This window comes from Dermabacter hominis NBRC 106157, assembly GCF_001570785.1.
In the GTDB taxonomy this organism is placed as follows: Bacteria; Actinomycetota; Actinomycetes; order Actinomycetales; family Dermabacteraceae; genus Dermabacter; species Dermabacter hominis.
The window spans coordinates 24,453-46,107 of sequence record NZ_BCSI01000003.1 but is presented as its reverse complement, the minus strand read 5'-3'; the positions used below and the strand labels follow the sequence as shown (position 1 = coordinate 46,107).

At 62.5% G+C, this 21,655-nt stretch carries 21 protein-coding genes, 3 tRNA genes, 1 pseudogene and 1 riboswitch; of the genes and pseudogenes, 8 read left to right on the top strand and 17 right to left on the bottom strand.

The genetic code is table 11. The features are described from left to right. Positions 1 to 50: 50 nt before the first annotated feature. A complete protein-coding gene (locus tag DEHOM01_RS04375) occupies positions 51 to 3,131 on the bottom strand; it encodes a UPF0182 family membrane protein (RefSeq protein WP_061211674.1) in 3,081 nt (1,026 codons plus the stop codon). Positions 3,132 to 3,229: 98 nt separating this feature from the next. Between DEHOM01_RS04375 and DEHOM01_RS04370 the strand changes: the two genes are divergently transcribed. Further along, on the top strand, positions 3,230 to 3,772 hold the full coding sequence (locus DEHOM01_RS04370) for a hypothetical protein (protein ID WP_061211673.1): 543 nt from the start codon (positions 3,230 to 3,232) through the stop codon (positions 3,770 to 3,772). 76 nt (positions 3,773 to 3,848) lie between these two features. Here the strand turns inward: DEHOM01_RS04370 and DEHOM01_RS04365 are convergent, their stop codons facing one another. After that, entirely contained in the window at positions 3,849 to 4,400 is a 552-nt protein-coding gene (locus DEHOM01_RS04365; RefSeq protein WP_061211672.1) for a single-stranded DNA-binding protein, read from the bottom strand. 183 nt (positions 4,401 to 4,583) lie between these two features. On the opposite strand from DEHOM01_RS04365, the gene DEHOM01_RS04360 reads away from it, so the two are divergent. Beyond that, a tRNA-Arg gene (locus tag DEHOM01_RS04360) sits at positions 4,584 to 4,656 on the top strand. Positions 4,657 to 4,709: 53 nt separating this feature from the next. On the opposite strand, the gene DEHOM01_RS04355 is transcribed toward DEHOM01_RS04360, so the two are convergent. Next, positions 4,710 to 5,945, bottom strand: coding sequence for a M48 family metallopeptidase (locus DEHOM01_RS04355; RefSeq protein WP_061211671.1), 1,236 nt, complete (start codon positions 5,943 to 5,945; stop codon positions 4,710 to 4,712). Positions 5,946 to 6,120: 175 nt separating this feature from the next. Beyond that, a complete protein-coding gene (locus tag DEHOM01_RS04350) occupies positions 6,121 to 6,750 on the bottom strand; it encodes a superoxide dismutase (RefSeq protein ID WP_061211670.1) in 630 nt (209 codons plus the stop codon). A 116-nt stretch (positions 6,751 to 6,866) separates the two neighbouring features. Here DEHOM01_RS04350 and orn point away from each other — a divergent pair, with 116 nt between their 5' ends. Then, a complete protein-coding gene (gene orn, locus DEHOM01_RS10210) occupies positions 6,867 to 7,493 on the top strand; it encodes an oligoribonuclease (RefSeq protein ID WP_082738706.1) in 627 nt (208 codons plus the stop codon). Between the two features lie 39 nt (positions 7,494 to 7,532). Next, complete coding sequence (locus tag DEHOM01_RS04340) at positions 7,533 to 8,813, top strand: AGE family epimerase/isomerase (RefSeq protein WP_061211668.1); 1,281 nt, start codon at positions 7,533 to 7,535, stop codon at positions 8,811 to 8,813. On the opposite strand, the gene DEHOM01_RS04335 is transcribed toward DEHOM01_RS04340, so the two are convergent. From DEHOM01_RS04335 to ribD, 7 genes are all read right to left on the bottom strand, one after another. After that, positions 8,791 to 9,675 carry a DNA-methyltransferase gene (locus DEHOM01_RS04335; protein WP_061211667.1) on the bottom strand — a complete coding sequence of 295 codons (885 nt, stop codon included), beginning with the start codon at positions 9,673 to 9,675 and terminating at the stop codon, positions 8,791 to 8,793. The two genes, DEHOM01_RS04340 and DEHOM01_RS04335, sit on opposite strands and share 23 nt — an antisense overlap. A 74-nt stretch (positions 9,676 to 9,749) precedes the next feature. Then, a tRNA-His gene (locus tag DEHOM01_RS04330) sits at positions 9,750 to 9,822 on the bottom strand. An 89-nt stretch (positions 9,823 to 9,911) separates the two neighbouring features. Next, positions 9,912 to 10,394, bottom strand: a complete 483-nt coding sequence (ribH, locus tag DEHOM01_RS04325; RefSeq protein WP_061211666.1) for a 6,7-dimethyl-8-ribityllumazine synthase — start codon at positions 10,392 to 10,394, stop codon at positions 9,912 to 9,914. 25 nt (positions 10,395 to 10,419) lie between these two features. After that, the gene (locus DEHOM01_RS09735) at positions 10,420 to 11,043 is read right to left on the bottom strand and encodes a GTP cyclohydrolase II (RefSeq protein ID WP_070458216.1); all 624 of its coding nucleotides are present in this window, start codon (positions 11,041 to 11,043) and stop codon (positions 10,420 to 10,422) included. Then, positions 11,040 to 11,675, bottom strand: a complete 636-nt coding sequence (gene ribB, locus DEHOM01_RS09730) for a 3,4-dihydroxy-2-butanone-4-phosphate synthase (RefSeq protein ID WP_082738705.1) — start codon at positions 11,673 to 11,675, stop codon at positions 11,040 to 11,042. Before ribB ends, DEHOM01_RS09735 begins: the two co-directional genes overlap by 4 nt. After that, positions 11,672 to 12,322: a riboflavin synthase gene (locus tag DEHOM01_RS04315; RefSeq protein ID WP_016664929.1), complete on the bottom strand. Its 651-nt coding sequence runs from the start codon at positions 12,320 to 12,322 to the stop codon at positions 11,672 to 11,674. The genes ribB and DEHOM01_RS04315 overlap by 4 nt, the downstream gene beginning before the upstream one ends. Before the next feature lie 3 nt (positions 12,323 to 12,325). Next, a complete protein-coding gene (ribD, locus tag DEHOM01_RS04310; protein WP_245630650.1) occupies positions 12,326 to 13,450 on the bottom strand; it encodes a bifunctional diaminohydroxyphosphoribosylaminopyrimidine deaminase/5-amino-6-(5-phosphoribosylamino)uracil reductase RibD in 1,125 nt (374 codons plus the stop codon). 98 nt (positions 13,451 to 13,548) lie between these two features. Beyond that, positions 13,549 to 13,692: riboswitch (FMN riboswitch) on the bottom strand. A gap of 153 nt (positions 13,693 to 13,845) precedes the next feature. Here ribD and DEHOM01_RS04305 point away from each other — a divergent pair. Together DEHOM01_RS04305 and DEHOM01_RS04300 are read left to right on the top strand one after the other, a co-directional pair. Next, positions 13,846 to 14,229: a hypothetical protein gene (locus DEHOM01_RS04305; protein ID WP_034373723.1), complete on the top strand. Its 384-nt coding sequence runs from the start codon at positions 13,846 to 13,848 to the stop codon at positions 14,227 to 14,229. Between the two features lie 11 nt (positions 14,230 to 14,240). After that, on the top strand, positions 14,241 to 14,528 hold the full coding sequence (locus tag DEHOM01_RS04300; RefSeq protein WP_034373726.1) for a hypothetical protein: 288 nt from the start codon (positions 14,241 to 14,243) through the stop codon (positions 14,526 to 14,528). A 452-nt stretch (positions 14,529 to 14,980) separates the two neighbouring features. Here DEHOM01_RS04300 and mobC read toward each other — a convergent pair whose 3' ends face one another. From mobC to DEHOM01_RS10055, 5 genes and pseudogenes are all read right to left on the bottom strand, one after another. Next, entirely contained in the window at positions 14,981 to 15,064 is an 84-nt protein-coding gene (gene mobC / locus DEHOM01_RS10340) for a plasmid mobilization relaxosome protein MobC (RefSeq protein WP_369405726.1), read from the bottom strand. 354 nt (positions 15,065 to 15,418) lie between these two features. Then, positions 15,419 to 15,553: a hypothetical protein gene (locus DEHOM01_RS10305; protein WP_259853281.1), complete on the bottom strand. Its 135-nt coding sequence runs from the start codon at positions 15,551 to 15,553 to the stop codon at positions 15,419 to 15,421. Positions 15,554 to 16,010: 457 nt separating this feature from the next. Then, positions 16,011 to 17,180: pseudogene (locus DEHOM01_RS04295) on the bottom strand (IS3 family transposase). Between the two features lie 1,983 nt (positions 17,181 to 19,163). Further along, entirely contained in the window at positions 19,164 to 19,406 is a 243-nt protein-coding gene (locus DEHOM01_RS04280) for a hypothetical protein (protein WP_144246000.1), read from the bottom strand. Between the two features lie 444 nt (positions 19,407 to 19,850). Further along, positions 19,851 to 20,084, bottom strand: a complete 234-nt coding sequence (locus DEHOM01_RS10055; protein WP_150332983.1) for a hypothetical protein — start codon at positions 20,082 to 20,084, stop codon at positions 19,851 to 19,853. Between the two features lie 176 nt (positions 20,085 to 20,260). Here DEHOM01_RS10055 and DEHOM01_RS09720 point away from each other — a divergent pair, with 176 nt between their 5' ends. Beyond that, entirely contained in the window at positions 20,261 to 20,500 is a 240-nt protein-coding gene (locus DEHOM01_RS09720; protein ID WP_167346644.1) for a helix-turn-helix domain-containing protein, read from the top strand. Here DEHOM01_RS09720 and DEHOM01_RS04275 read toward each other — a convergent pair. Further along, positions 20,466 to 20,539: transfer RNA gene (locus DEHOM01_RS04275), tRNA-Lys, on the bottom strand. The two genes, DEHOM01_RS09720 and DEHOM01_RS04275, sit on opposite strands and share 35 nt — an antisense overlap. Positions 20,540 to 20,674: 135 nt before the next feature. Here DEHOM01_RS04275 and DEHOM01_RS04270 point away from each other — a divergent pair. Beyond that, entirely contained in the window at positions 20,675 to 21,571 is an 897-nt protein-coding gene (locus DEHOM01_RS04270; protein ID WP_061211664.1) for an NAD-dependent epimerase/dehydratase family protein, read from the top strand. Positions 21,572 to 21,655: the final 84 nt, after the last annotated feature.

Genomic DNA, 21,655 nt, shown 5'->3' with positions numbered 1-21,655 from the left:
AAACGTTTCGTAGTTCACGTTCACGCCCCGTTTACACTCCCTTTCCCTCTCTAACTCCCGCCGTTAGAGAGCTGGGCGTTTGCCGCATCGGCGCGCTCAATGGCATCCTTCAGCCTCTTCTGCGCCTCGCCGTACTTCGCCCAATCACCCTGAGCACGCGCAGTCTCGGCGTCCTTCCATGCGGCATCCAGATCCTTGAGCGCAGCGTCGAGATCTGCCTTCGGGTCGCCCGAGCCTTCAGCGGGCGCCGGGGCATCGCTCGGACTGGGGCTCGGCTCGGGGCTTGGCGATGGCGACGGTTTTGCGTCGTTGCCGCCCTTAGCCGGATCCGAGACCGCGTCTTCAACGGCTTTAGCCTCTCCCGTTGTGGGGACCTCGGCGTCGCCTGCGCTCGCGCCCGAATCGCCGCCAAAGACGGCATCGAGTGCCTCGTCGAGCGTGTCAGCGTAGCCCACCTTGTCGCCGAAACTCACGAGGACCTTGCGCAGCAGCGGATACGAGGTGCCGCCACCTGCACTCGAGCTCATGACGTACACCGGCTGGACATACAGGAGACCGCCGCCAACGGGGAGCGTAAGCAGGTTGCCGTTGATGACCTTCGAGTTGCCTTGCCGCAAGAGGTTCAGCTCATTCGAGACCTGTGGGTTGGAGTTGAACGTGTTTTGCACCTGGCGCGGGGCACTCACCGGGTTCGAGCTCGGGAGCACGAGGAGCGTGAGCTTGCCGTAGTCCTTCGCGGGATTGCCCGCCTTCATCCCCGTCTCGGAGTTGACTGCAAGCAGGCCCGTGAGAACATCCTGGCCGGATTCGGGGATATAGCTCGAGGAGAGCGTGAACTGTGGCGCGCTCTCGTCGGGCATCTGCATCGTGAGGTAGTGCGGGGCTTGAAGCGGAGCCGAGCTACTCTCGCTATCGCGCGCTTGGGTGGGGTCCGGGGTGGTCTGCCAGAAGTCCTGACCCACGTAAAAATCCTCGGCTTTGTCGATGTGGTACTTACCGAGAATCGAGCGCTGCACCTTGAAGTAATCTGCCGGGTAGCGAAGGTGGCTCATGAGTTCACCGGAGATGTCGCTCGAGGGCTTGACGGACTCCGGGAAGGACTTCTCCCACGCCTTGAGGATGGGATCTTCCGTATCCCAGGCATACAGGGTCACGCTGCCATCGAAGGCGTCGACGGTGGCCTTCACCGAATTACGCATGTAGTTCACGCGCCGCTCACGAAGACCGGCCGTATCGGCGCCGTTAACCTTCGAGTCGGTCACGACAGCGTCGAAATTAGTGGCCTGTGCGTACGGGTAGCGATCGCTCGTGGTGTAGGCATCGATGACCCACTTGAGCTTGCCGTCCACGACTGCCGGGTACATCTCGGTGTCGAGCGACAGGAACGGCGCAACCGTTTTCACGCGCTGCTGCGGGTCGCGATCGTAGAGGATCTGCGACTTTTCGTTCACGTAGCTCGAAATCAAGATGTTGAACTCGCGGAACTTAATGGCAAACAGCATTCGGTTAAAGAAGTTGCCGACACTCGGGCCACCGTTACCGGTATAGGTGTTCGAAACCTGGCTGCCCTGATCATCGCCATCTGTTCCGGACTGGTAGTCGAACTCCTGGGGATCGGCGCCTTCGGGGGCACCGACGATCGAATAGCTCGGCGAATGACGCCCGAAGTACACGCGCTCTTGGAAGTCGCCGAGCTTGCCCGAGCCGGGAACACCGGACTGATAGAAGGCGGGCTCGCCATCGGGGCGCCGCTGGTTACCGTAGGCCGCAGCAACGCCGAATCCGTGGGTGTACACGACGTGCTGATTCACCCACGACTGCGAGGAGAGCTCGAGCTTGTCGGGCCGTAGCTCGCGCACGCCGATCACGGTGTCTTGTTTTTGCCCGTCGATGTCGTAGCGGTCCACGCTCAGTGTCTCTTCGAAGCCCCAGTAGCGTCGGTTCGCCTCGCGCTGGCCGAATGTTGGCGACACCACCGCGGGGTCGAGAAGGCGGATCTGCGCCGTCGTCGCGGCATCCTCGCGCAGCTGACCCGACGTTGCCGTCGACTTTGCGCGATAGGAAATCTCGTTGACGTCTTCGAGCCCATACGCTGCGCGCGTGGCAGCCATGTTCTGTTCGATGAACGGCTTTTCGAGATTGCGCTCGTTCGGCTCCACCTTGAACGTCTGAATGAGGTAGGGGTAGACCATTCCCACCGCGACCGTCGAAAGCACGATGAGGCCCGCCGCAGCAGCGGGAAGCTTCCAGTTGCCCTTGAGGATCCACGCGAGCAGAAGGAGTGCGACGATAATCGCCGAAATCGCGAGAATCGTTTTCCCCGGGATCAGAGCGTGAACGTCGGTGTAGGCGGCGCCATCAAACTTCTCGTGCGAGGCAGTGAGGGCCGCATACCGTTCGAACCAGTGCTGGGCCGCGAGCACAAGCATGTACGCCATCGCGATGATGCCCACATGCGTGCGCGCGGCGCGAGTAAGGTTGAGCCCCTTCTTGTGGTCCCACTCGATGCCGCCGTAGATGAAGTGCCCGAGGACAGCGGCGAACGCGCTCGCGAGAATCACGAAGTTGACGAGCCCGAGCGCCGTCTCGATCACGGGAAGAGTGAACACGTAAAACGCAATGTCTTTATGGAAGACCGGATCGGTTTTCCCAAACGGCTCCTGGTTGAGCATGAGCAAGATCTCTTGCCACTGCCGAGTCAGGGTCAGTCCACCAAAAATCCCGAGAATTACCGGGGCAGCAATAGTGATGATCTTGCGAAGCGGCTCGACCGCGTCGCGGAACCCCGCGATCGCGATGTCTTCGCGGGTGACGGGCACGATCTGCGGTCTGTACTTGTGGCTCACCCACAGGCATACGAAAATCGGGGCGGCAACAGCCACGAGCCCCACGAGGAACAAGATCCCCTCCGTCACCCACTTCTTCACGAGGAAGTCGTTGAAGCCGAGTTGGTCGAACCACATGTAGCTCGTCGCAACCTCGGCGAACCACGCAAAAGCCACGATCAGCGCAACGATCACGACGAGTGTGATCGTGAGCGGCGACACCTTCTTCGCGCCCTTCTTACTCGCAGAGCCCGCGGGCCTTGGACCTGGCTGGGCAGCACCGGCAAAGGGATTCGTAAAACTCAACGGCGACCTCGGCTCACATCGTGGGGAACTATCGTGGGAGGAGTACTCACCCCGCCTAGAGGCAAGTGCCACTATTGTCCCAGTAAGGAGCAAGCGCTGTGCATTCAGAAACGCGAGACCTCAACTTGAGCGAAACCGAAGGGGCCCTCGCGGCCGCGGTACTCGAGCTCGTTCGCCACACGCGCGAACAGGATTCCCCGGGACCCGAACACATCGCGCGCTTCGCCCTCTTCAGCACCGAAGCCCTTCTCGAAGAACGCCCCGAGTTTTCTCGCCTTCTCCCACAAGAGACGCTCGACCTCGCCAGCGGCGACCCCCACCATCTCACGAGCATCGAGACCGGAACACAGCATGGCGATGTCGCCGACGAGCTCGAACACGCGTTGTGGCCAGAAAGCTGCGCGGGCGGCTACATCCAAGCCCGCATCCGCGGCGCGGTCGATGGTGCGCCCGGCGCAACTCCCGCGCCTGTGTTCGTCGCCGCTGGCGCCCTGAACACAGGCGAAACGTTCAGCGCGGTCGCACGCGAAGGCGAGGACCTCCGCGTCGGCCGCGACCTGATCCCCGAGCTCGTCGCAGCCCTCTGTGCGAGTCTCGGCATCGACTCACCTGGTGCGGGCGCCGCTGCGCCAACCGAGTAAACGCGTGAAGCACACAAGCGTCGGACCCCGCACGCCCGCATTGCGCACGTGCGGAAGCCGACGCTTCACTCCACGTTCAGGCGTAGCTGGGTTCCTCCACCTCGGTGAGCGCCTCGAGATCGCTCTCGCTCAACTCCCCCTCGACGCCTGTGTGGCTCTCGAGTTGAGCGTGCGCAGCGTCATTCGACTCGCCCTCTGCAGCCTCTTCTTCGACATCGGGAGACGTGGTGCGCACCTCACCGGTGTTCTCATCCACCCACGACGGCGCACTCTTCGCGTACTGCGCGGTTCCGTAGGTGAGGTCGATAGCGACGTGATCGGCATGCAAAAGCAGCTCGGTGCGAGTGTTGCCGTCGCGGTCCTCCCACGTCTGCGTCACGAGGCGGCCCGTGCACAAAAGCGGCTGGCCACGCTTCACCGATAGCACAACGTTGTTCGCAAGCGATTCGCGCCGTACCTGCACGCGCACGTATTCAGGCTTACGTTCCTTCCATTCCTTCGCCTGTACGTCGTAGTACCGATCATTGACGGCGACGGTAACGGACGTGCGGCAGCCGCCACCATCAAACTTGAAGATTGTGGCATCCGCGGTCGCGTTGCCCTGGATGGTTGTCACGATTGCGTTCATTGAAGTTCCCCCTGGGATCGGTCGCCGCCTGGTGCGGCGCTCACCCACGAGCATGCCGCTCGTTCGCGTCCTCGAAAAGAGACTCATACGTGTATGTGGAGAGCACTGAATTGTGGAGCGCGAGCTGCCGCGCATTCGGCTCCACCGTGCGCTCCCGGTACACTGGATCCGCCCGCGCGGCATGCCTCCATAGCTCAATGGATAGAGCAACGGCCTTCTAATCCGTAGGTTGCAGGTTCGAGTCCTGCTGGGGGCGCGAAAAAGCGCCAGTGTCCTCCACTGGCGCTTTCGCTTTGTGATCCGTGCGGATCAGTGGGCTCCCGGCTTGCGGGATACGAGAGGGTTCGCCGCTTCGGCCGACGGTTGGCGCACCTGTAGCGGACGCATCTGCTGCGGCTCGGGGTAGGACTGACCGAAGGGGAAGCGACCAAACTGTTCCTCCCCGATCACATGCCCCTCGGCCCGGGCCCGGTCAAGGAGTGCGAGCGCCTCCTCGGGGGTCGGGTACTTGCCGCTGAAGGTGGAGCCGGCGGGAAGGTAGGGCTCGAAGATTCGATTCTTGGGACGCAGCCACATTCGCCCGGGCTTGGAGCGGTCCCGCAGTGCGTGGGCGCGCCACGTGATGACCGGGTGAGTCACCGAAAGGTTGACGAGGTGGATCCACAGGCCCTTTTCGGTTGCGGCGCGATCGGCGAGCTCATGCACGTTGACGTGCGCGTTGAGGTACTTTCCTCCCGAGAGAAGGGCCATCGTTCCCGGGGCGCCCTCGGGTACGTGGGCGTAACCGTAGTTATCCGCGGTGTACTCCTGGGCGCGTGAAAGGGCCTTTCCGAGGATCGGAATGCGCATCATGAAGTTCGAAAACAGCAGGCGGAAATACGAGGTGTGGCCGGCGGCGTGGTGGCCAACCTCGTGCGCGATCACAAAGCGAAGGGCCTCGGGGTCGCGGACTTTGCCGCCCACTTCGAAGAGGTCGGAATAGACACACACGAAGCGCCTATAACCGTGGCCGGCGGCAAAGGCGTTGATCATGCCGTTACCGGAGAGCACATAGGCGTCGGGTACGCGGCGCATTCCGAACTGTTCGGCAGCTTCGGCGACCATCCGGTATCCCTCGGGGAACTGCGTGGGGCTCATGCGCACGCCGGAGGCTCGAAGCTGCGCGTACATGAGCGCGCGGGCGATCCATAGCACCCATGGGATCAACATGAAGGCAACGAACAGCTGGATCCCGATGGAGATGGGGCTGTAGGGGTTCGAGAGCCCGCCGTCTGCCGACTCCCCCTCGAAGGCGGGCTGGATGCTCGACCACTTTCCCGTCGCCGCCATGTAAATGATGAACACGACGGCACCGACCCACGCGACGAAGAGAAGGCACGTGATGAGAACTCCCACGGCAAACAGCGGGATGTCCCACGGATGCCGAAGGGAAAGATCCCCCAGCAGCCCGTGGCGCGTGGAGCCGTTAAAAAGGCCCGGCTTCCCTGCCGGTTTCGTGTGCTCGCTTTCGAAGGTGGGCGGGTCTTGAGATTCGATTTCGGTCATGACTCCACCGTAACAACAGCGACCTTCCGATCCCTACCGCACCACCAACGCGAGAAGAGTGGCGGCGGAAGAATGATTGTGGCGTGTTGGTGCCTGCTGCCGATGGGGCATAGCGCGCGAAAGCACAAAGGTGGGGCGCCGCCGTCGCGACGCCCCACCCACACAATTGAGATGCTCAGGCCACCGGGGTGATGAGGCCCTTCGTCTGGGAGGTCGCGCGCGAGAAGCGCTCAGCGACATCGGCCCAGTCGACGATGTTCCAGAATGCCTTCACGTAGTCAGCCTTGACGTTCTGGTAGTCGAGGTAGAAAGCGTGCTCCCACATGTCGAGGAGGAGCAGCGGCACGGTTGCCGCTGCAAGGTTGCCCTGGTGGTCGTAGAGCTGCTCGATGATGAGCTTCTCGCCGAGCGAATCCCATGCGAGGATCGCCCAGCCGGAGCCCTGAATGCCGAGCGCGGCAGCGGTGAACTGGGCGCGCAGGCCATCAAACGAACCGAAGAACTCTTCGACTGCCTGAGCGAGCTCACCCTCGGGCTTGTCGCCGCCTTCGGGCGAAAGGTTCTCCCAGAAGATCGTGTGGTTCACGTGGCCGGCGAGGTTGAACGCGAGGTTCTTCTGAAGCTGGTTGATCGTGCCGAAGTCGTTCTTGTCGCGAGCTTCCGCGAGCTGTTCGAGCGCCTGGTTCGCGCCGTTGACGTACGTCTGGTGGTGCTTATCGTGATGCAGCTCCATGATGCGGCCCGAGATCGAGGACTCGAGAGCGGCGTAGTCGTATCCGAGATCGGGAAGAGTGTATTCAGCCATGACGGCCACCTTTCTTCGACGCTTGCGTGCGGGGCATGCAGGGAATGCATGCGCACGTCGAAAGCCTATCGATTCCCATTGGGTGTTCAGTGTGAACTCGGGTTTACGATAGAGGCGTGAGTTCTACAACGACGAAACCAGGTAACGACCGCATCATCTGGGTGGATTGCGAGATGACGGGCCTCGATAAGACAAACGATGCTCTTATCGAAGTCGCCGTTCTCGTGACCGACGGGGACCTCGAAATCCTCGGCGAAGGGGTGGATGTCGTCATCAAACCCCCGGCAGGCGCGCTCGAGTCGATGGATGATTTCGTGCGGAACATGCACACGACTTCGGGTCTGCTCGAGGAGCTCGACGGTGGCATCACCCTCGTCGAAGCCGAAGAGGCGTGCCTCGCCTATGTCAAGGAGCATTGCCCCGAGCCCGGCAAGGCGCCTCTCGCGGGCAATTCGGTGGGCACCGACCGTGCTTTCATCGACCGCGACCTCCCGGAGTTTGCCCAGTTCATGAGCTACCGCACGATCGATGTCTCAAGCCTCAAGGAACTCGCCAAGCGCTGGTTCCCGCGCGTGTTCTTCAATACGCCGGAGAAACACGGCGGCCACCGCGCACTCGCCGATATTCGCGAGTCGATTCAGGAGCTCAAGTACTACCGCGAAGTTCTCTTCGTGAAGGAGCCCGGCCCCACGAGCGATGAGGCCCGAGCAGCCTCGAAGAAGTTCGAAATCACGCCTCAGTAGACTCTTCCCGCACTCTCACACCACACAGGAGTTTTGACAATGACGACACCCCTCCTTCTCGAGGCAACGAAGACCGACCCCGCGCATGCCGCGTGGCTTGAGGATGTGGGGAAGGATCTACTCGAGTGGGGCGCAGCCTCGCGCACGGAGCATGGCTTCGGATGGCTCGACTCAAGCGGTACTCTCGATCCGGATCACGACCTCGAACTGTGGATCAATTGCCGCATGACACACTGCTTCGCCCTCGCAAGCATCCGCGGCACCGAGTCCTCTCGCGATTATGCCGAGCTCGCAGCCCACGGCCTCTCGGCGCTTTCGGGCGCGTTTCACGATGTCGAACACGGCGGTTTCTACTCGATCATCGCCCGTGAAACGGGTGAGCCGGTTGATGATTCGAAGCAGGCCTACGCCCACGCGTTCGTGGTACTCGCCGCTTCGAGTCTCGTCGAGGCAAAGATCCCTGGCGCGGGCGAACTCCTTGAAACCGCGCTCGAGGCACATGCACGCTTTTTCGAATCCGAGCACGAGATGTTTGCCGACACCTACTCGCGCGATTTCTCGAACTGCGAGGACTACCGCGGGATCAACGCGAATATGCACAGTGTCGAGGGGCTTCTCGCAGCCTCGGCAGCGACCGGCCGCCTCGAGCTTTTCGAGCGCGCCGCGGTTATCGTCGAGCGCGCGCTCGCGTTCGCGAAGGGCAACGGCTGGTTCCTGCCCGAGCACTTCACGACCGCGTGGGAGCCCCGCCCCGACTACAACCGGGAGGATCCCGCCCACCCGTTCCGCCCCTATGGTGCGACGATCGGCCATTCGTTTGAATGGGCGCGCCTCGCCCTGCACACCGCCGCCGGTTTCGAGGGGCAGTTTTCCGACGCCACCCGGGCTCAGGAACGCGCCTCAGCTTTGCGCTATGGCGCGCTCGCCCTCGCCGAGAAGGCGTGTGAGACGTGGGGAATCGATGGTGACGGCGGCTTCCCGTACACGGTGGACTGGGATGGCTCACCCGTCGTGCACGAACGCATGCACTGGGTCGTCGCTGAGGCCATCGGTGCGGCCGCTGTGCTGTTCCGTACGAGCGGCGATGCTGCCTGGGAAGAACGCTATGAGTCCTGGTGGCAGTGGGCAAAGGCGACAACCATCGTTCCCGGAAAGCTCGGCAGCTGGGTCCACGAGCTCACCGCCACGGGCGAGATGAGCGAAACGACCTGGAAGGGCCAGCCAGACATTTACCACGCCTACCAGGTCACGCTTATTCCGCGCCTTCCCGCATGGCCGCCTCTCGCTCACGCCGTCGCTACGGAAGCTCGCTCTCGATAAACCGCGCGTTCGACCCCGCGAGCCTCCGCTGCATCACTTCGAAGGCTTGCGGGTTCGAGTCGATCGCAAGGAACCGTCGGCCCAGTTTGTGCGCGACCGAAGCGGTCGTACCCGAGCCGGCAAAGAAATCGAGCACCCAATCGCCCTCGCGACTGCTCGCTTGCACGATTCGCCTGAGAATCCCCTCGGGCTTTTGGGTCGCGTAGCCGGTCTTTTCGCGCCCCGTGGGTGACACAATCGTGTGCCACCACACGTCGGTGGGAAGTTTGCCCCGCTCCGCTTTTTCTTTCGTGACGAGGCCGGGCGCCATGTAGGGCTCGCGATCGACGTCCTCCGAGTTGAAGAAATAGCTTTTTGGGTCCTTGACGTACACGAGGATCGTGTCGTGCTTCGCGGGCCATCGCTTCTTCGTACGCGCTCCGTAGTCGTACGCCCAGATGATCTCGTTGAGAAACGACTCGCGGCCAAAGAGCGCATCGAGGAGAACCTTCGCATAGTGCGCCTCGCGATAGTCGAGGTGGAGGTAGAGCGTTCCCGACTGGGCGAGCACGCGATGTGCCTCGATGAGCCTCGGTTCGAGGAACTCCCAGTAGTCCTCGAACGCGTCGTCGTAACCGTAAAGGGCGCCCTTGATGCTCGTGTAACTGCGCCCTTTGAAGCCCACGCGTGCACCTTCGGCACCCTCCTTAGCGCGCACGGTCTGGAGGGACTGGCGCTGTTGGCGCCGCCCCGTGTTGAACGGCGGGTCGATGTAGATAAGCTGGATCGACTCGCTCGGGAGAGTGCGGAGTACCTCGAGGTTTTCCGCGAGCACAACGCTCGAGGCAGCGCCCTCTCCCACGAGGGCCTTCGTGTCGCTCATGTGTCCTCATTTCGCGAGTGCCGGTTTTGCGCGCTTAAAGGAAAGAGCCCCTCGCTCGAGGGGCTCTTTAGCGGGGTGATCGACGGGATTTGAACCCGCGACCGCCTGGACCACAACCAGGAGCTCTACCAACTGAGCTACGACCACCATTGTGCGGGGTCTCCCGCAACGGATAAATACTCTACCCGGCTGCCCCGGGACTTCGCGAATCCTTGCAGGAGAAAGGGATGTGAATCTCACCGCATGTCAGAAAGCGGGGCGAGGGCGCGGAACGTGCGGATCGCCGCCTCGGCCGCGGCATAGCCAGCGTCCTCGCTCGCGCCTTCCACACCCGAACGGTCAACGGCCTGTTCGCGGGTATTGACCGTGAGCACGCCATTGCCCACGGGGGTGGACTCGTCGAGGGCGACGCGTGCAAGACCCTCCGTCGTCGCGCCGGAAATGTACTCGAAGTGTGGAGTCTCGCCGCGAATCACGACGCCGAGCGCAACCACGACATCGCACGTGCGCGCAAGCGCTTGCGCGGCAACCGGGAGCTCGAACGAGCCGGGCACACGCACTTCCGTCACCGTGCAGCCCGCATCGGCGGCCGCGCGCCTGGCACCGTCGAGCAAGGCATCCATGATTTCCGTGTGCCAGCTCGCCGCCGCGATACCGATCGTCGCCGGGCCGGCATCATGCGTGCCAAGCGCCGAGGAGGGGGTGCCGTATCCAGCCATAGGGTTCTCCTTCGATGTCGTGGGGTTAGTCGTGCGAGGGGCCGAGGCGATGCGCCATCTTCTCGCGTTTGGTTTCAAGGTAGCGCCTATTTGCCCCGCGCGGTGCGATGACGCTCGGCACGATCTCGGCAACCTCGATGCCGAGGCCCGCAAGCGCGCCGTCCTTTTCGGGGTTATTCGTCATGAGACGCACGCGCCCCATGCCCAGGGCGCGAAGAATGTCCGCCGCATCGTCGTAGCGGCGTGCGTCAACGGGCAGGCCTAGGTGGACATTCGCCTCGACCGTGTCGTCACCGAGATCCTGAAGGTGGTAGGCGCGAATCTTCTCGAATAGACCGATGCCTCGCCCTTCGTGGCCGCGCATGTAGATCACGGCCCCTCCTTCGCGCTGGATCGTCTCGAGCGCTTTTTCCAGCTGCTCGCCGCAATCGCAGCGGTACGAGCCGAAAATATCGCCCGTCGCACATTCGGAGTGCACGCGCACGAGAGGAGGCTGGGAAGCGTCGGAACCCTCCCCCGGCCACGCGGCGCCACGCGCGAGCAGACTCACGTGTTCCGCATCGCGACCGCGCCACGCACGCACCTCAAACGTGCCGTGAGGCGTTGGCATCTGAATCGGCTCAGTGCCGCGAACGCGCGCCTCGCTCACTGGGCCGCCTCGCGGGCGTCCCGATCCTCGAGATACGCCGTGAGCTGCTCAATCGTGATGATGCCCAGCCCGTGCTCGCGAGCGAACGCCGCGAGGGCTTCCGCGTGCATCATCGATCCGTCGTCGTACACAACCTCGCCGATGAGCCCCACGGGGGTCAGGCCTGCAAGCCGCGTGAGTTCAACAGCGGCCTCGGTGTGGCCGGGACGCTCGCGCACGCCGCCGTCCTTCGCGATAAGGGGAAGGACGTGACCCGGACGAATGAGGTCTGCCGCGCTTGCGGTCGCGAGCGTGCGCGCCGTGATCGCCCGATCCACCGCGGAAATACCTGTCGCTTCAACCGCGCGTGCATCGCAGCTAATCGTGTAGGCGGTGCGCAGCGGATCCTCACTGTTCGGAACCATGAGCGGAAGCTCAAGGGCAGCGGCGCGCTCAGTGGTCATGGGCGCACACAGGTACCCGGAGCTGTGCCGCACAAAGAAACCGACCTTCTCGGGGCTCGCGAGCTCGGCGGCCATGATGAGATCGCCTTCGTTTTCGCGGTTCTCGTCGTCGAGCACCACGAGGATCTCTCCGCGCGCCAGCAGGGCGAGCGCCTCGTCCATAGGAGTCAGGTCAATCGCAAAGCTCATTTCGTGCACTCCTTGCGAGCGGCGCGCACGGCTACTAGACGCGCCGTGTATTTGGCGATTACGTCGGTCTCGACGTTCACTCGGGTTCCGACGGTTGCCTCGCCGAGCGTCGTAGCCTCGAGCGTCTCGGGGATGAGGGCCACCTCGACGAACGCGGGGCTCTCCCCCGGCGTATTCACGGCCGTGACGGTGAGCGAAACACCATCGAGGGTGATCGAGCCCTTTTCGGCGACCTGCTCTTCAAGGTTGTCGGGGATCTCGATGCGCATGCGGCGCCACGTCCCCTCATCGTCAATGCGGGCAACGGCTCCCACGCCGTCGACGTGCCCCTGCACGATGTGGCCGTCGAGGCGGGCGCCGACCTCGGTGCAGCGCTCGAGATTCACGCGGCTTCCGACGGCGAGGTCGCCGAGGCTCGTGCGCGCGAGGGTCTCCCCCATGGCGATCGCGGTGAAGCGAGCCTCCTCGCCCTGGGTTTCGGGCGTTTCAATCGCCGTCAGGCACACGCCGTTCACGGCGAGAGATCCGCCGAGCGCGAGGCCGTCGAGCAGAGGCGCCGGTGCCGCGAGGGTGAGGCGCGCCGTGTCGTCCGCCCCTTTCTCAAGCCCCGTCACGGTGCCCTTCGCGCTGATAATTCCTGTAAACATTGTTCACTCACCTTTCGTGGGAGTTTGCTGCCGCGCACGCGGGATCGCGTGGAAGAGAAGATCTGAACCGCTCACATGGAGTGATTCGGGAACGATGTCGAAGTCGAGCCGGTTCTTGAGGGTTCCGATACCGAGGCCCGCGACGGAGGGCGTGCCCGCGCCGAGCATGGTCGGAGCCTGATGGATCCAGAGGTCGTCGACGAGGTCGAGCTTGAGCGCCGCGGATATGAGGCGCGGACCGCCTTCGATAAGGAGGTGCTCAACTCCGTGGTCGGCACGGAGATTTTCGAGTACGCCGCGAATATCGTGCGTGCGGTAAAGAAGGGGGCGTGCGTGTTCAGGGCCCTGTGCGGCTTTCGCGAGCCACGAGTGTGGCTCGAGCGGGCTTTCACCGATCACCACGCGGCGCGGTTGACGAGCGCCGAGGCGGCCGTGCGCGTCGCGTGCCGTGAGCGCGGGGTCATCGGCGCGCGCGGTTCCCGTGCCCACGGCGATCGCATCCACGGTGCTCCTGAGCGCGTGGCCCTCTGCGCGGGCATCCTCTCCGGTAATCCACGCGTTCGTGCCATCGGCCGCTGCGACGTATCCATCGAGGGTGTGCGCGATCTTTGCTGTGACGAATGGCCGCGACTCACGCGTGGCCTGGAACCAGCGGCGGTTCAGTTCCGTTGCGCGGGCAGTGAGGTCCCCTCCGACGGTAGTCGGCAGCGCGTCACTCCACAGACGGGCGTCGATGCCGGCATCGCGAAGAAGAGCACCCCCGTTCGCGGCGATGTCGTGCGGGTCTTGAACGGCGTAGAGCACACGCGCAACGCCCGCGTCGATAAGAGTGCGCGCGCACGAGGGCGTACGGCCCGCGTGGGCGCACGGTTCAAGAGTCACGATGCAGGTCGCGCCGTGCACATCGAGGCCACGTTCTCGGGCGACCGCGAGGGCATCTGCTTCGGCATGCGGGGTTCGGGCGCCTCGGTGGAAGCCTGTGGCGAGGAGCTCCCCGGAGGGGCTTAGGAGCGCTGCGCCAACGCGTGGGTTGGCACCGAGGGGTCCGCGCTGTGCCTGTTCAAGCGCGCGCTCACACGCCTCACGCATGGTGCTGTCACCCGCGGCGTCGTGAGGGGGCTGATTCATGCCCATGGTCCTCGCCTCCCGCATCGCTCATCTCAATCGATGATCCGGGAGAAGGGAAACCTGCGAGAGCACGGCGCGTAAAAGCGGCACGCTTCGCCCGCATGAACCTCCCATCCAGACTGTACTGTCGGCACCGGAATTCCACCGGTCAGGCCCAAGGCTCGCCCCACGGAGTGAAACGCGCCCGGGTTAGCGGGCTTTCACCGCCAGTTCGGAATTGCACCGAGTTCCCGGAACATGCGCCACCAGTTTAGCGCGCATGCGGGAGGGAACGACGAAACCCCCGCTCGTTCGAGCGGGGGCTTCCGTGTCGTGCGCCATCAGGGACTCGAACCCCGGACCCACTGATTAAGGTGTGTTCCTACCCGAGTAGTTTCCTCCGTGTAATTGGCCGTGTGCATATCCTTCGCGAGCGTGATCGACGCGCACTGGCGGAGCCGAAGCCCCTTCGATGGCGTCAACAAAGCGGTCGCGGGCCGGACGAGTCGAGGAGCCGCTCTCTCCCCTACATCGAGGAGAACCCCCATGTTTTCCGCTCCTTCATCATCACGGATCATGACGAGGTCGAAGGTGACCGAATTGCCGAGCTAAAAGGGCTCCCTGAGCCCTCCTCCATCGCGCAGAACCCGTACACCGCAGCCGAACACGACGTTGTGGGTGAGCTCTTCAGCCGCGGCCGCAGCTGCGCAGCCGCAATAATCGCGGAAGAGTCTGTTGCGACCTCTCAAAAGACCAAGAAAATCATCACTTCCATTCCGCCTGCCCGCAGTGCTTGCTAAAATGCACCAAGATGGAACGCATCACCTTTGGTTGGGACTACACGAGCTGGCCGATATTTAGCAGCACGACCGGCAGCGATCCGTATCCAGACATCCGCTCCCAAATATCTCCCGATCTCGCCAATGCTCTCGCGCAGTGGGCCGAAGAGATGTGCGAAGCGTATGCGGATGAGACTGGTCTCGTCCGACCATCACCTTCAACAGCCGCCAAACTCGATAACAAGTTTGATGAGCTGACTTCACGACTTCTCGCTGAAGGAATCGACGTTGAGCAAGACGCTCGTTGGTGGCATTCGTAACCACTGGGGGTGTCAATTCATCCGGCCTACGACCTACGTGGGTTCAATGCAGGCCGCATGTTGCCGTACCTTTGCGAGGGCAAGCGCTGCGGGTAGGGGTATGTGCGCCGCGTTCCCAAGGGGCAACAGAGGTGCGAGGGAACTTCATCGCTCCCTACCGTGCTGGAGCTCCTATGCGCTGTAGGGGCGCTTTTGCGAGCATGTCTGCCACTGCTACGGCTTTCCCCATGGCGGGGCAGCGGAACGGGCTTCCTCACACTCGCTGCACTTGTACTGAGACTCGTTCGCCTTTCCCTAGCCATGCAGATAGGCCGCAATGCTGCCAGCCGCTCCCCTCCGGTGGTCGTTACGATCACAGCTGCTCACTCGTCCAGGCGCGAATCTCCCCCGACTGCCGACGCATCACCGCGGTACCCTCCGGTACCCGCAAACCCCTTGAGCTTATTCGCGCGCTATGTATGAGCCGCGTTGAGCACTCGCGCCACCTGGTTCAAGTTATTTCCCTCGTGGTTCAGATCAGCGGGCAGCCATACCACCTCGCGCAGGAGCTCACCCCCATCACTGGCGTCAGTTTCGCCCAACGACCGCAGCGTACGATCACGAACCAGCGAGACAACGGGCCCGCTCCATCGCGCTCAACGCGAACGCGCGGCGGCTCAAGCTCGTGCGAGTTCCCCGACAAGTTCACGCGCCGCGTGCGCTTATCCGTCCCCAGTGTCAGCCTGCCCGAGGCACTGGCTTCACCGGCCTCGCCGGTGCGGTGTTGTCGGAATCGAGCACGATTCCTTCGATGATGACCTTGGAGTCGTCGGGAAGGTCAAACTTCTTCTTGTGCGGCGGAACTTACGTTGGGACGACGAGGTTGGAGTCTCGTGGAGCAGTCGTGCCGGTCACGTGCGCGGAACGATGATCTTTCCGGTGGTGCCGCGATCAAACGTGATGTAGGCGGGCGCCTTCTTGGCATTCGGGTCGAGCGCACACATGGCGTCTTTGACGTCGGCGACACGCGCCCTCGCGGCCTTCAATGGCAAAAATGAACAATTGATGGACGTGCTCGGCTTGCCATACGGAGCCGTCTACGCCAACTTCGAGGCGATTCACCTTGGAAGGCCTCGGAAGTGGCGATCATGGCGGAGCACTTCGGTATCCCCATCGCCTCGTCCTACACCGACCTTGCGTCGTTATATAGCAGTGAAGCCCCCGCTCAAGGAGCGGGGGCTTCTGTTGTGCGCCATCAGGGACTCGAACCCCGGACCCACTGATTAAGAGTCCCAAACCAGGCGACCTTATCGAGGTTGATTTCACCGGCGGCAGCGGATGACCGCCTGAGTGACGCTACACCTTTGACGATATATATCTTGGGCAATATGGTGATGGCACGACGTGGACACTGCACTGCAGCATGGAAGTGTCCGAGTGGTACGCAAAACTCAGTCCCACAGACAAAGGGAACTTCTGCACGATTAGGTGACAATGGTGGTGTCAGGCTGCGAGGCTCACGGCCTGGTTCATGATGGTCTCGTATTCGATGGGGGCAGTCGGCCCAGTCGCGTTTGTCGGCGGCGCGGGTGGTACGTTCTCTCGATCCAGGTGCCGATTGCGATGCGGAGTTCTTCGCGGGTCCGCCACCGCTTGCGGTCCGGAACGTTTTTCTGCAGGAGTGCGAAGAAGGAGTCCATCGCTGCGTTGTCGCCGGCCGCACCAACTTTGCCCATCCACCCGATGAGGTGGTGGCGGTTCAGGGCGTGCACGAAGCTTCGCGCTCGGAACTGGAATCCTCGGTCCGCGTGCACGATGCACCCAGCAGCATCGGAACGGCGCGATACCGCGTTGTTCAGGGCGTTCACCGCGAGACGGGCCTTCATCCGGCCGCTGATCGAGTAGCCCACGATCCTCCCGAAGAACTCGTCTTTGATCGCGCACAGGTAGAGCTTGCCCTCGTCGGTCCAGTGCTCGGTGATGTCGGTCAGCCAGAGCTCGTTGACGTCACCTGCGGTGAAGTCCCGCTGGACGAGATCGTCGTGCACGCTCGGGCCTGGGCGTTTCCTGTTCTTACCGCGCTTCTTCCCGAACACGGGCCACCACTGGTTATCTCGGCAGATCCGCCACGCGGTTTTCTCGCACATCACTTCGCCCGCGGCGCGGGCCTCCCCTCCCCTACTAGGAATCTGGATCCGAACTCGGGATCGTCCCGGTGGGCGTCGAACAGAGCGTTTGCCCGGTAGGCCTCGGTCAGCTCGGAGGCGGTGACCTGCCGGTTTCGCCAGCGGTAGTAGGGCTGGCGGGAGAGGTTCAGGACCCGCAAGGACACCGCGACGGGGATCCCGTCAGCGGCGAGCTCGCTCACGAGCGGTTAGAACCATTTCCCGGCAGATTCGTCTGGGACAGGTAGGCGGCCGCTCGACGGAGGACCTCGTTCTCCTGCTCCAGCACCCGGTTGCGGCGACGGAGATCGCGCAGTTCCGTCGAGTCCTCACGGGTCCTCCCGGGGCGGTTGCCGTCATCGATATCGGCCTGGCGGATCCATTTATGGAGCGCCATCTCGTGGATTCCGAAGTCCTTCGCGATCTGCGCGAGCGTGACGCCGTCCTCACGGGACCGGGCCACCCGTACGACGTCATCGCGGAACTCTCGAGGGTAGGGAGCGGGCATAGGGCACATCGTTCCAGGCCGCCCTGCGGGCAAGCCAGATCAGATGTCACCTTTCCGCGCAGCAGTCCCTCCTGATTGCTTTTCAAATCGCGCTTAAACTCCTGCGCCGAGGAAGAGCCTGGTGCATACGTTGTTGGGAGGTGCTCGTGCGTCGGCTACATCTGCCTGTTGATGGGTGCGCTGCCGAATGTGATCGCATCGGCAGCGCACCCGCCGCGGGGGCGTTTTCAGCCGCCCGAGGTCCTAGGAGTCGACCCGGTTGGGCTCTGCCGCAGTGCGCGTGCTGCGGTTCGGTCCGCGTTCTGCCTCTCGTGGCGGCGACGGCTGTGAGTGTGCACTGCGTCCCTTGAACACGAAGCCCCCGGTCGCGACAAGGACTGCGAGTGCCCCAATGCTGGACCAAATAGCATGCGTCTGTTGAGTGAAGGCATCACTTACTGCGATGGAGCTAGATACGCCTAAGCATATGCCGAATAGCGCACCGATTAACCGGTCTTTCATCATGGCGGTTCCTATCTCTCGGGCCGTCGTGTTAGGGAAGGCGCATGCACGGAACGCAGACATTGGGGGCGCCAAACTTTGAACAGCATGCTCGCAACGCGGGACCGCATGAAGCGAAGGCGCACGCTAGGCAGAGGGCGATACCGGCGCCGGTGGGAGATGAGGCGCATGGTGCCGCGCATGTAGCGCATCCTGCTGCTCGCTCCAGACACTGCATGACGTTCTTTGACTGGCAGGATCCACTCACCTGATAGTTCGTCTTCGCGCAACCGCCACAAGGATCTTTCTTTGATGCTCTCGCTGTGTGAGCATCGTACGTGGCAGCTAATTGGGCAGCTGGGATTGGCTTTTCCGCGCGACCATTGACACTTGCGGCTGAAAGGGAGAGAGCGTCGTTTTCCTGGTCATACCTATATATTTCGACGCCGACTCCGGTGGAGCCGTCTTCGGCGGTCTCTTTTGTATAAACGAGGAACCGAGAGTCGGGAAGCTGGAGGGCTGCGACGGACCGGTGGGAGCCGTCGCTGAAGCTTGTCCGGGCGAACTCCGATTGCATTGCTTCGGGCGCATCGGGACGCTGCCCGGCCTCGGTGGCCTCCTTACCACGTAATCCCTTCTGAGCGATGGCTGTGCTCCGCGGGAGACTCGTTGCCAGGTCGAGGTCAAGTGCGGCGAGGGCAGCTCTTGTGTTGCTATCTTCCGAAAGCTCTTGCATCAGCTCGTCGATGCTGGGCTGGTCGAGACCACTAGTCTTGGACTTTAGCGGCTTCGGCTCGAGGGCATGCGCCACCCCTGAGCCAACCCGTGTATGGATGGTTGCAATGGTAGCGACGGCCGCGAGCCCGGCTGCGCTTTGAAGCGCGGCGCGCCTACTGAAGAACCGTCGCTCCGCATGAGGAGTAGTAAATGCTAGATGTTCATTATTGCGGTGAACTCCGATAATTCGGGCCAACAGAAGGGACGTAGTCGGGCCAAAGCGGCGGGCCATGAGAGCAACAAGCCGCGGGCCTGAGTATACCTTTGGGGTAGTACGATTGAACGTGATCGCCACGGGGATGTGTGGCGGGTTTGGGCCGAAGTGGTTGATGCGGATCTGTTCGACCTCTGGGTCGGAAAGAGGTCGTGCGAGGAGTTTGCCGTTGGTTTCCTGCTCCAGTGAGTGAGAGATGGCGCTACATTCCCCGCACCCTGAATCAAAGGCGATGTAGGTTTTCGAATAGTACAGTGAGTCCTGCGTCATTACTGTACTCCTGTGGCTTTTTCGGAAGGCACCGGTTGGTCACCCCTGAGTCAAACTAGCAGCCGACTCTAGTGTGGTCAAGATCTCAAGTGAGCTTCCTCTGAACTCCGGGCCAGTTCTAAGGACCAAGCATGGGGAGTTGGTCAAACGTGTTGCTCTCGGAGATCGGTTTGGATTTCGTGAACAAACGAGGTGTGTAGTCGGGCGGCGATAGCCCTTTGTGGAGGCGCATACCGCCGAGGCTATTTCCCGACTAACCTGGCCGCGATGACGTCGTCCGTGTCGCCCTGAACCGTGAGCACGGCACCCACCTGAAGGACATCGCCGAGGACTTCGGCACCAGCTTCTCCTGCCTGACGAACTGGGTCCGCCAGGCCGAGGCCGAGGCCGGCAACAAGTCCGGCACCACGAAAGCCGAAGCCGAAGAACTCCGCGCCGCATCCCCACGCCCCCAGATGCCCATGAGCACCACTGAAACGTGGCAACCGAGCCACCCGCGACACCACGAGCCCACGCATCCTGCATCAGCACATGGTCAAAACCGTCGCCGTCATCAGCACGCGACAGCTCCGAAAACCGTGTCACCGCCTCAACTCCAGGCCCCACCTGACGAGACCCAACCCCCATCACGTCCTCAACCGCAGCCCGATCAAGATTCGTCGCGACACTCGTAATCACGTAACCGAGAGGGTTATCCATCGCCAGCAACCGCGCCGCGAAAACCCCTAAATCACCGCCACCGCAGCCAGCCACAACCAAGACCGCTTCGCTCACGCAGTCCCCACTGCATTCGAGCGTCGAAGACTTAGCTGAAAGCACTTCACCGATGAGCTCCACGAACTCAGGACCTGCTTCGCCGTGCCAGCCGTCTTCGGCTAGCCCGCCCAAGATTCCCCGAAACCTCGCTTGGTCAGTCATCGCGCTACCGCCTACTGCGCCGAGCCCTCGTCGGACTCACGCGCTTGCTCGGCAGCTTCACCCCATCGGCGAAGCATTTGGCCGCGAACGTTAATTTTTTCGTCAGTCGCGGCTCGTAAGGACAATGCGACTTCGTCCCAGGTCGCAGGCCGAACGGAACGCCTTTGGTCCATTGCCCAGTCATAAAGTCCGGGGTAGCCCTTTTGTGTGAGCAGGATGTCTGCAATTCGAGCACTAGTAGTCATAAGGACAGCGGACTACTATTTTTAGTAACCTCGCACCATCTTAAATACAAATTGGTAACGATGCAGTTAGCGCCCACCCTGAGGGTATGTTGACACTGAATCAGGTAGGAATCATAAAGCAAACGGTAGACGAACGAATTTCTGCGGCCACTCGCGCACTGGTAGCACTCCACGGCATGAGGAACGCCGACCTAGCAGATGTGCTTGGCATCGGGCAGAACTCTGTGTTTATGAAGTTGCGCGGCGACTCACCTTGGAAGGCGGCTGAGGTGGCACTGGTGGCGGAATACTTCGGTGTGCCGATCTCTATCATTTTCGATGGGATGGCTGCCGTTAACAATGAAGAAGCCCCCGCTCTTCCGAGCGGGGGCTTCCGTGTCGTGCGCCATCAGGGACTCGAACCCCGGACCCACTGATTAAGAGTCAGTTGCTCTAACCAACTGAGCTAATGGCGCCTAACGAAGAAATACTTTACGCCGCACTGTGCCGCTTGCGCCAATCGAGCCTGGCTTTTTATGCCGAAGCACACATTCAGTGCCGCCACTTAGACTGTGACGGTGAGTCGTAGCCGAACCATAAGGAGCTGAGCGGTGAGGATCGCAGTCACGGGTGCCACGGGAGTCCTTGGGCAGCAGGCTGTCGAGGCCCTCGTCGCGGCCGGGCACGAAGTCACGGGTGTCACGCGTCGCGAGCGCGGCCTTCCCATTGTCGAGGGGCGCGGCGCTCACGGCGTCATCGCCGATGTCTTCTCCGCAAGCGACCTCGAGCGCACCTTTCGCGGCCACGACGTCGTGATCAATACCCTTGCGAAGATCCCCACGGGAATGGGCGCACTTCGCCCCTTCGCCTGGCGCGAGGACGACCGCCTTCACCTTGAAGCCTCCGCAGCAATCGCTACAGCCGCCGCGCGTGCGGGGGTCGGAAAACTCATTCAAGAATCCTCGATGTTCATGTACCCCGACAACGGAAGCAAGTGGATCAGCGAGGAGCATCCGCTGGCTGTTAAGAATCCCGCGTTCAAGCCGCGCGTGCGCGAAATGCGCGCCGCCGTCAACTTCGCGGAAAATGGACGCAGCGCCGTCATCCTCCGCCTCGGGCAGCTGTACGGCCGCGACCCCGGCACCACCTACGCTCTTCGCAAGACCCGTGAGGGAGAAGCGGTTCTCCTAGGCAAGCCGAGCGACTACCTCACTCTCGTGCACCACATCGACGCCGGCCGAGCCTTCCTCGCGGCCCTCGATGCCCGTTCCGGTTTCTACAACGTGGGCGGCGAACCGATCACACGTGCACGGTGGGCGAAGGACCTCGGTCGTGAAGCGCGCGCGGGCATGGATGCGAAGTTCTTTCCCGCCGCAACGCAAGCGGTGCTGCCCGCGAAAATGGACGTGCAGCGTCGCTCGCTGCGGGTCTCGTCAATTCGCTTCATGCGCGAAACGGGCTGGCGCCCCACGATCGGGCCGTCGAGTCTCGGTTGGTCGCGCATGTAGCACGTTGCCGCTCGACGACACATGACACCTGTCACGTCAATCACGTGACAGCTCCCGATAGCGAGGAACTCGTGCCTGAAAAAG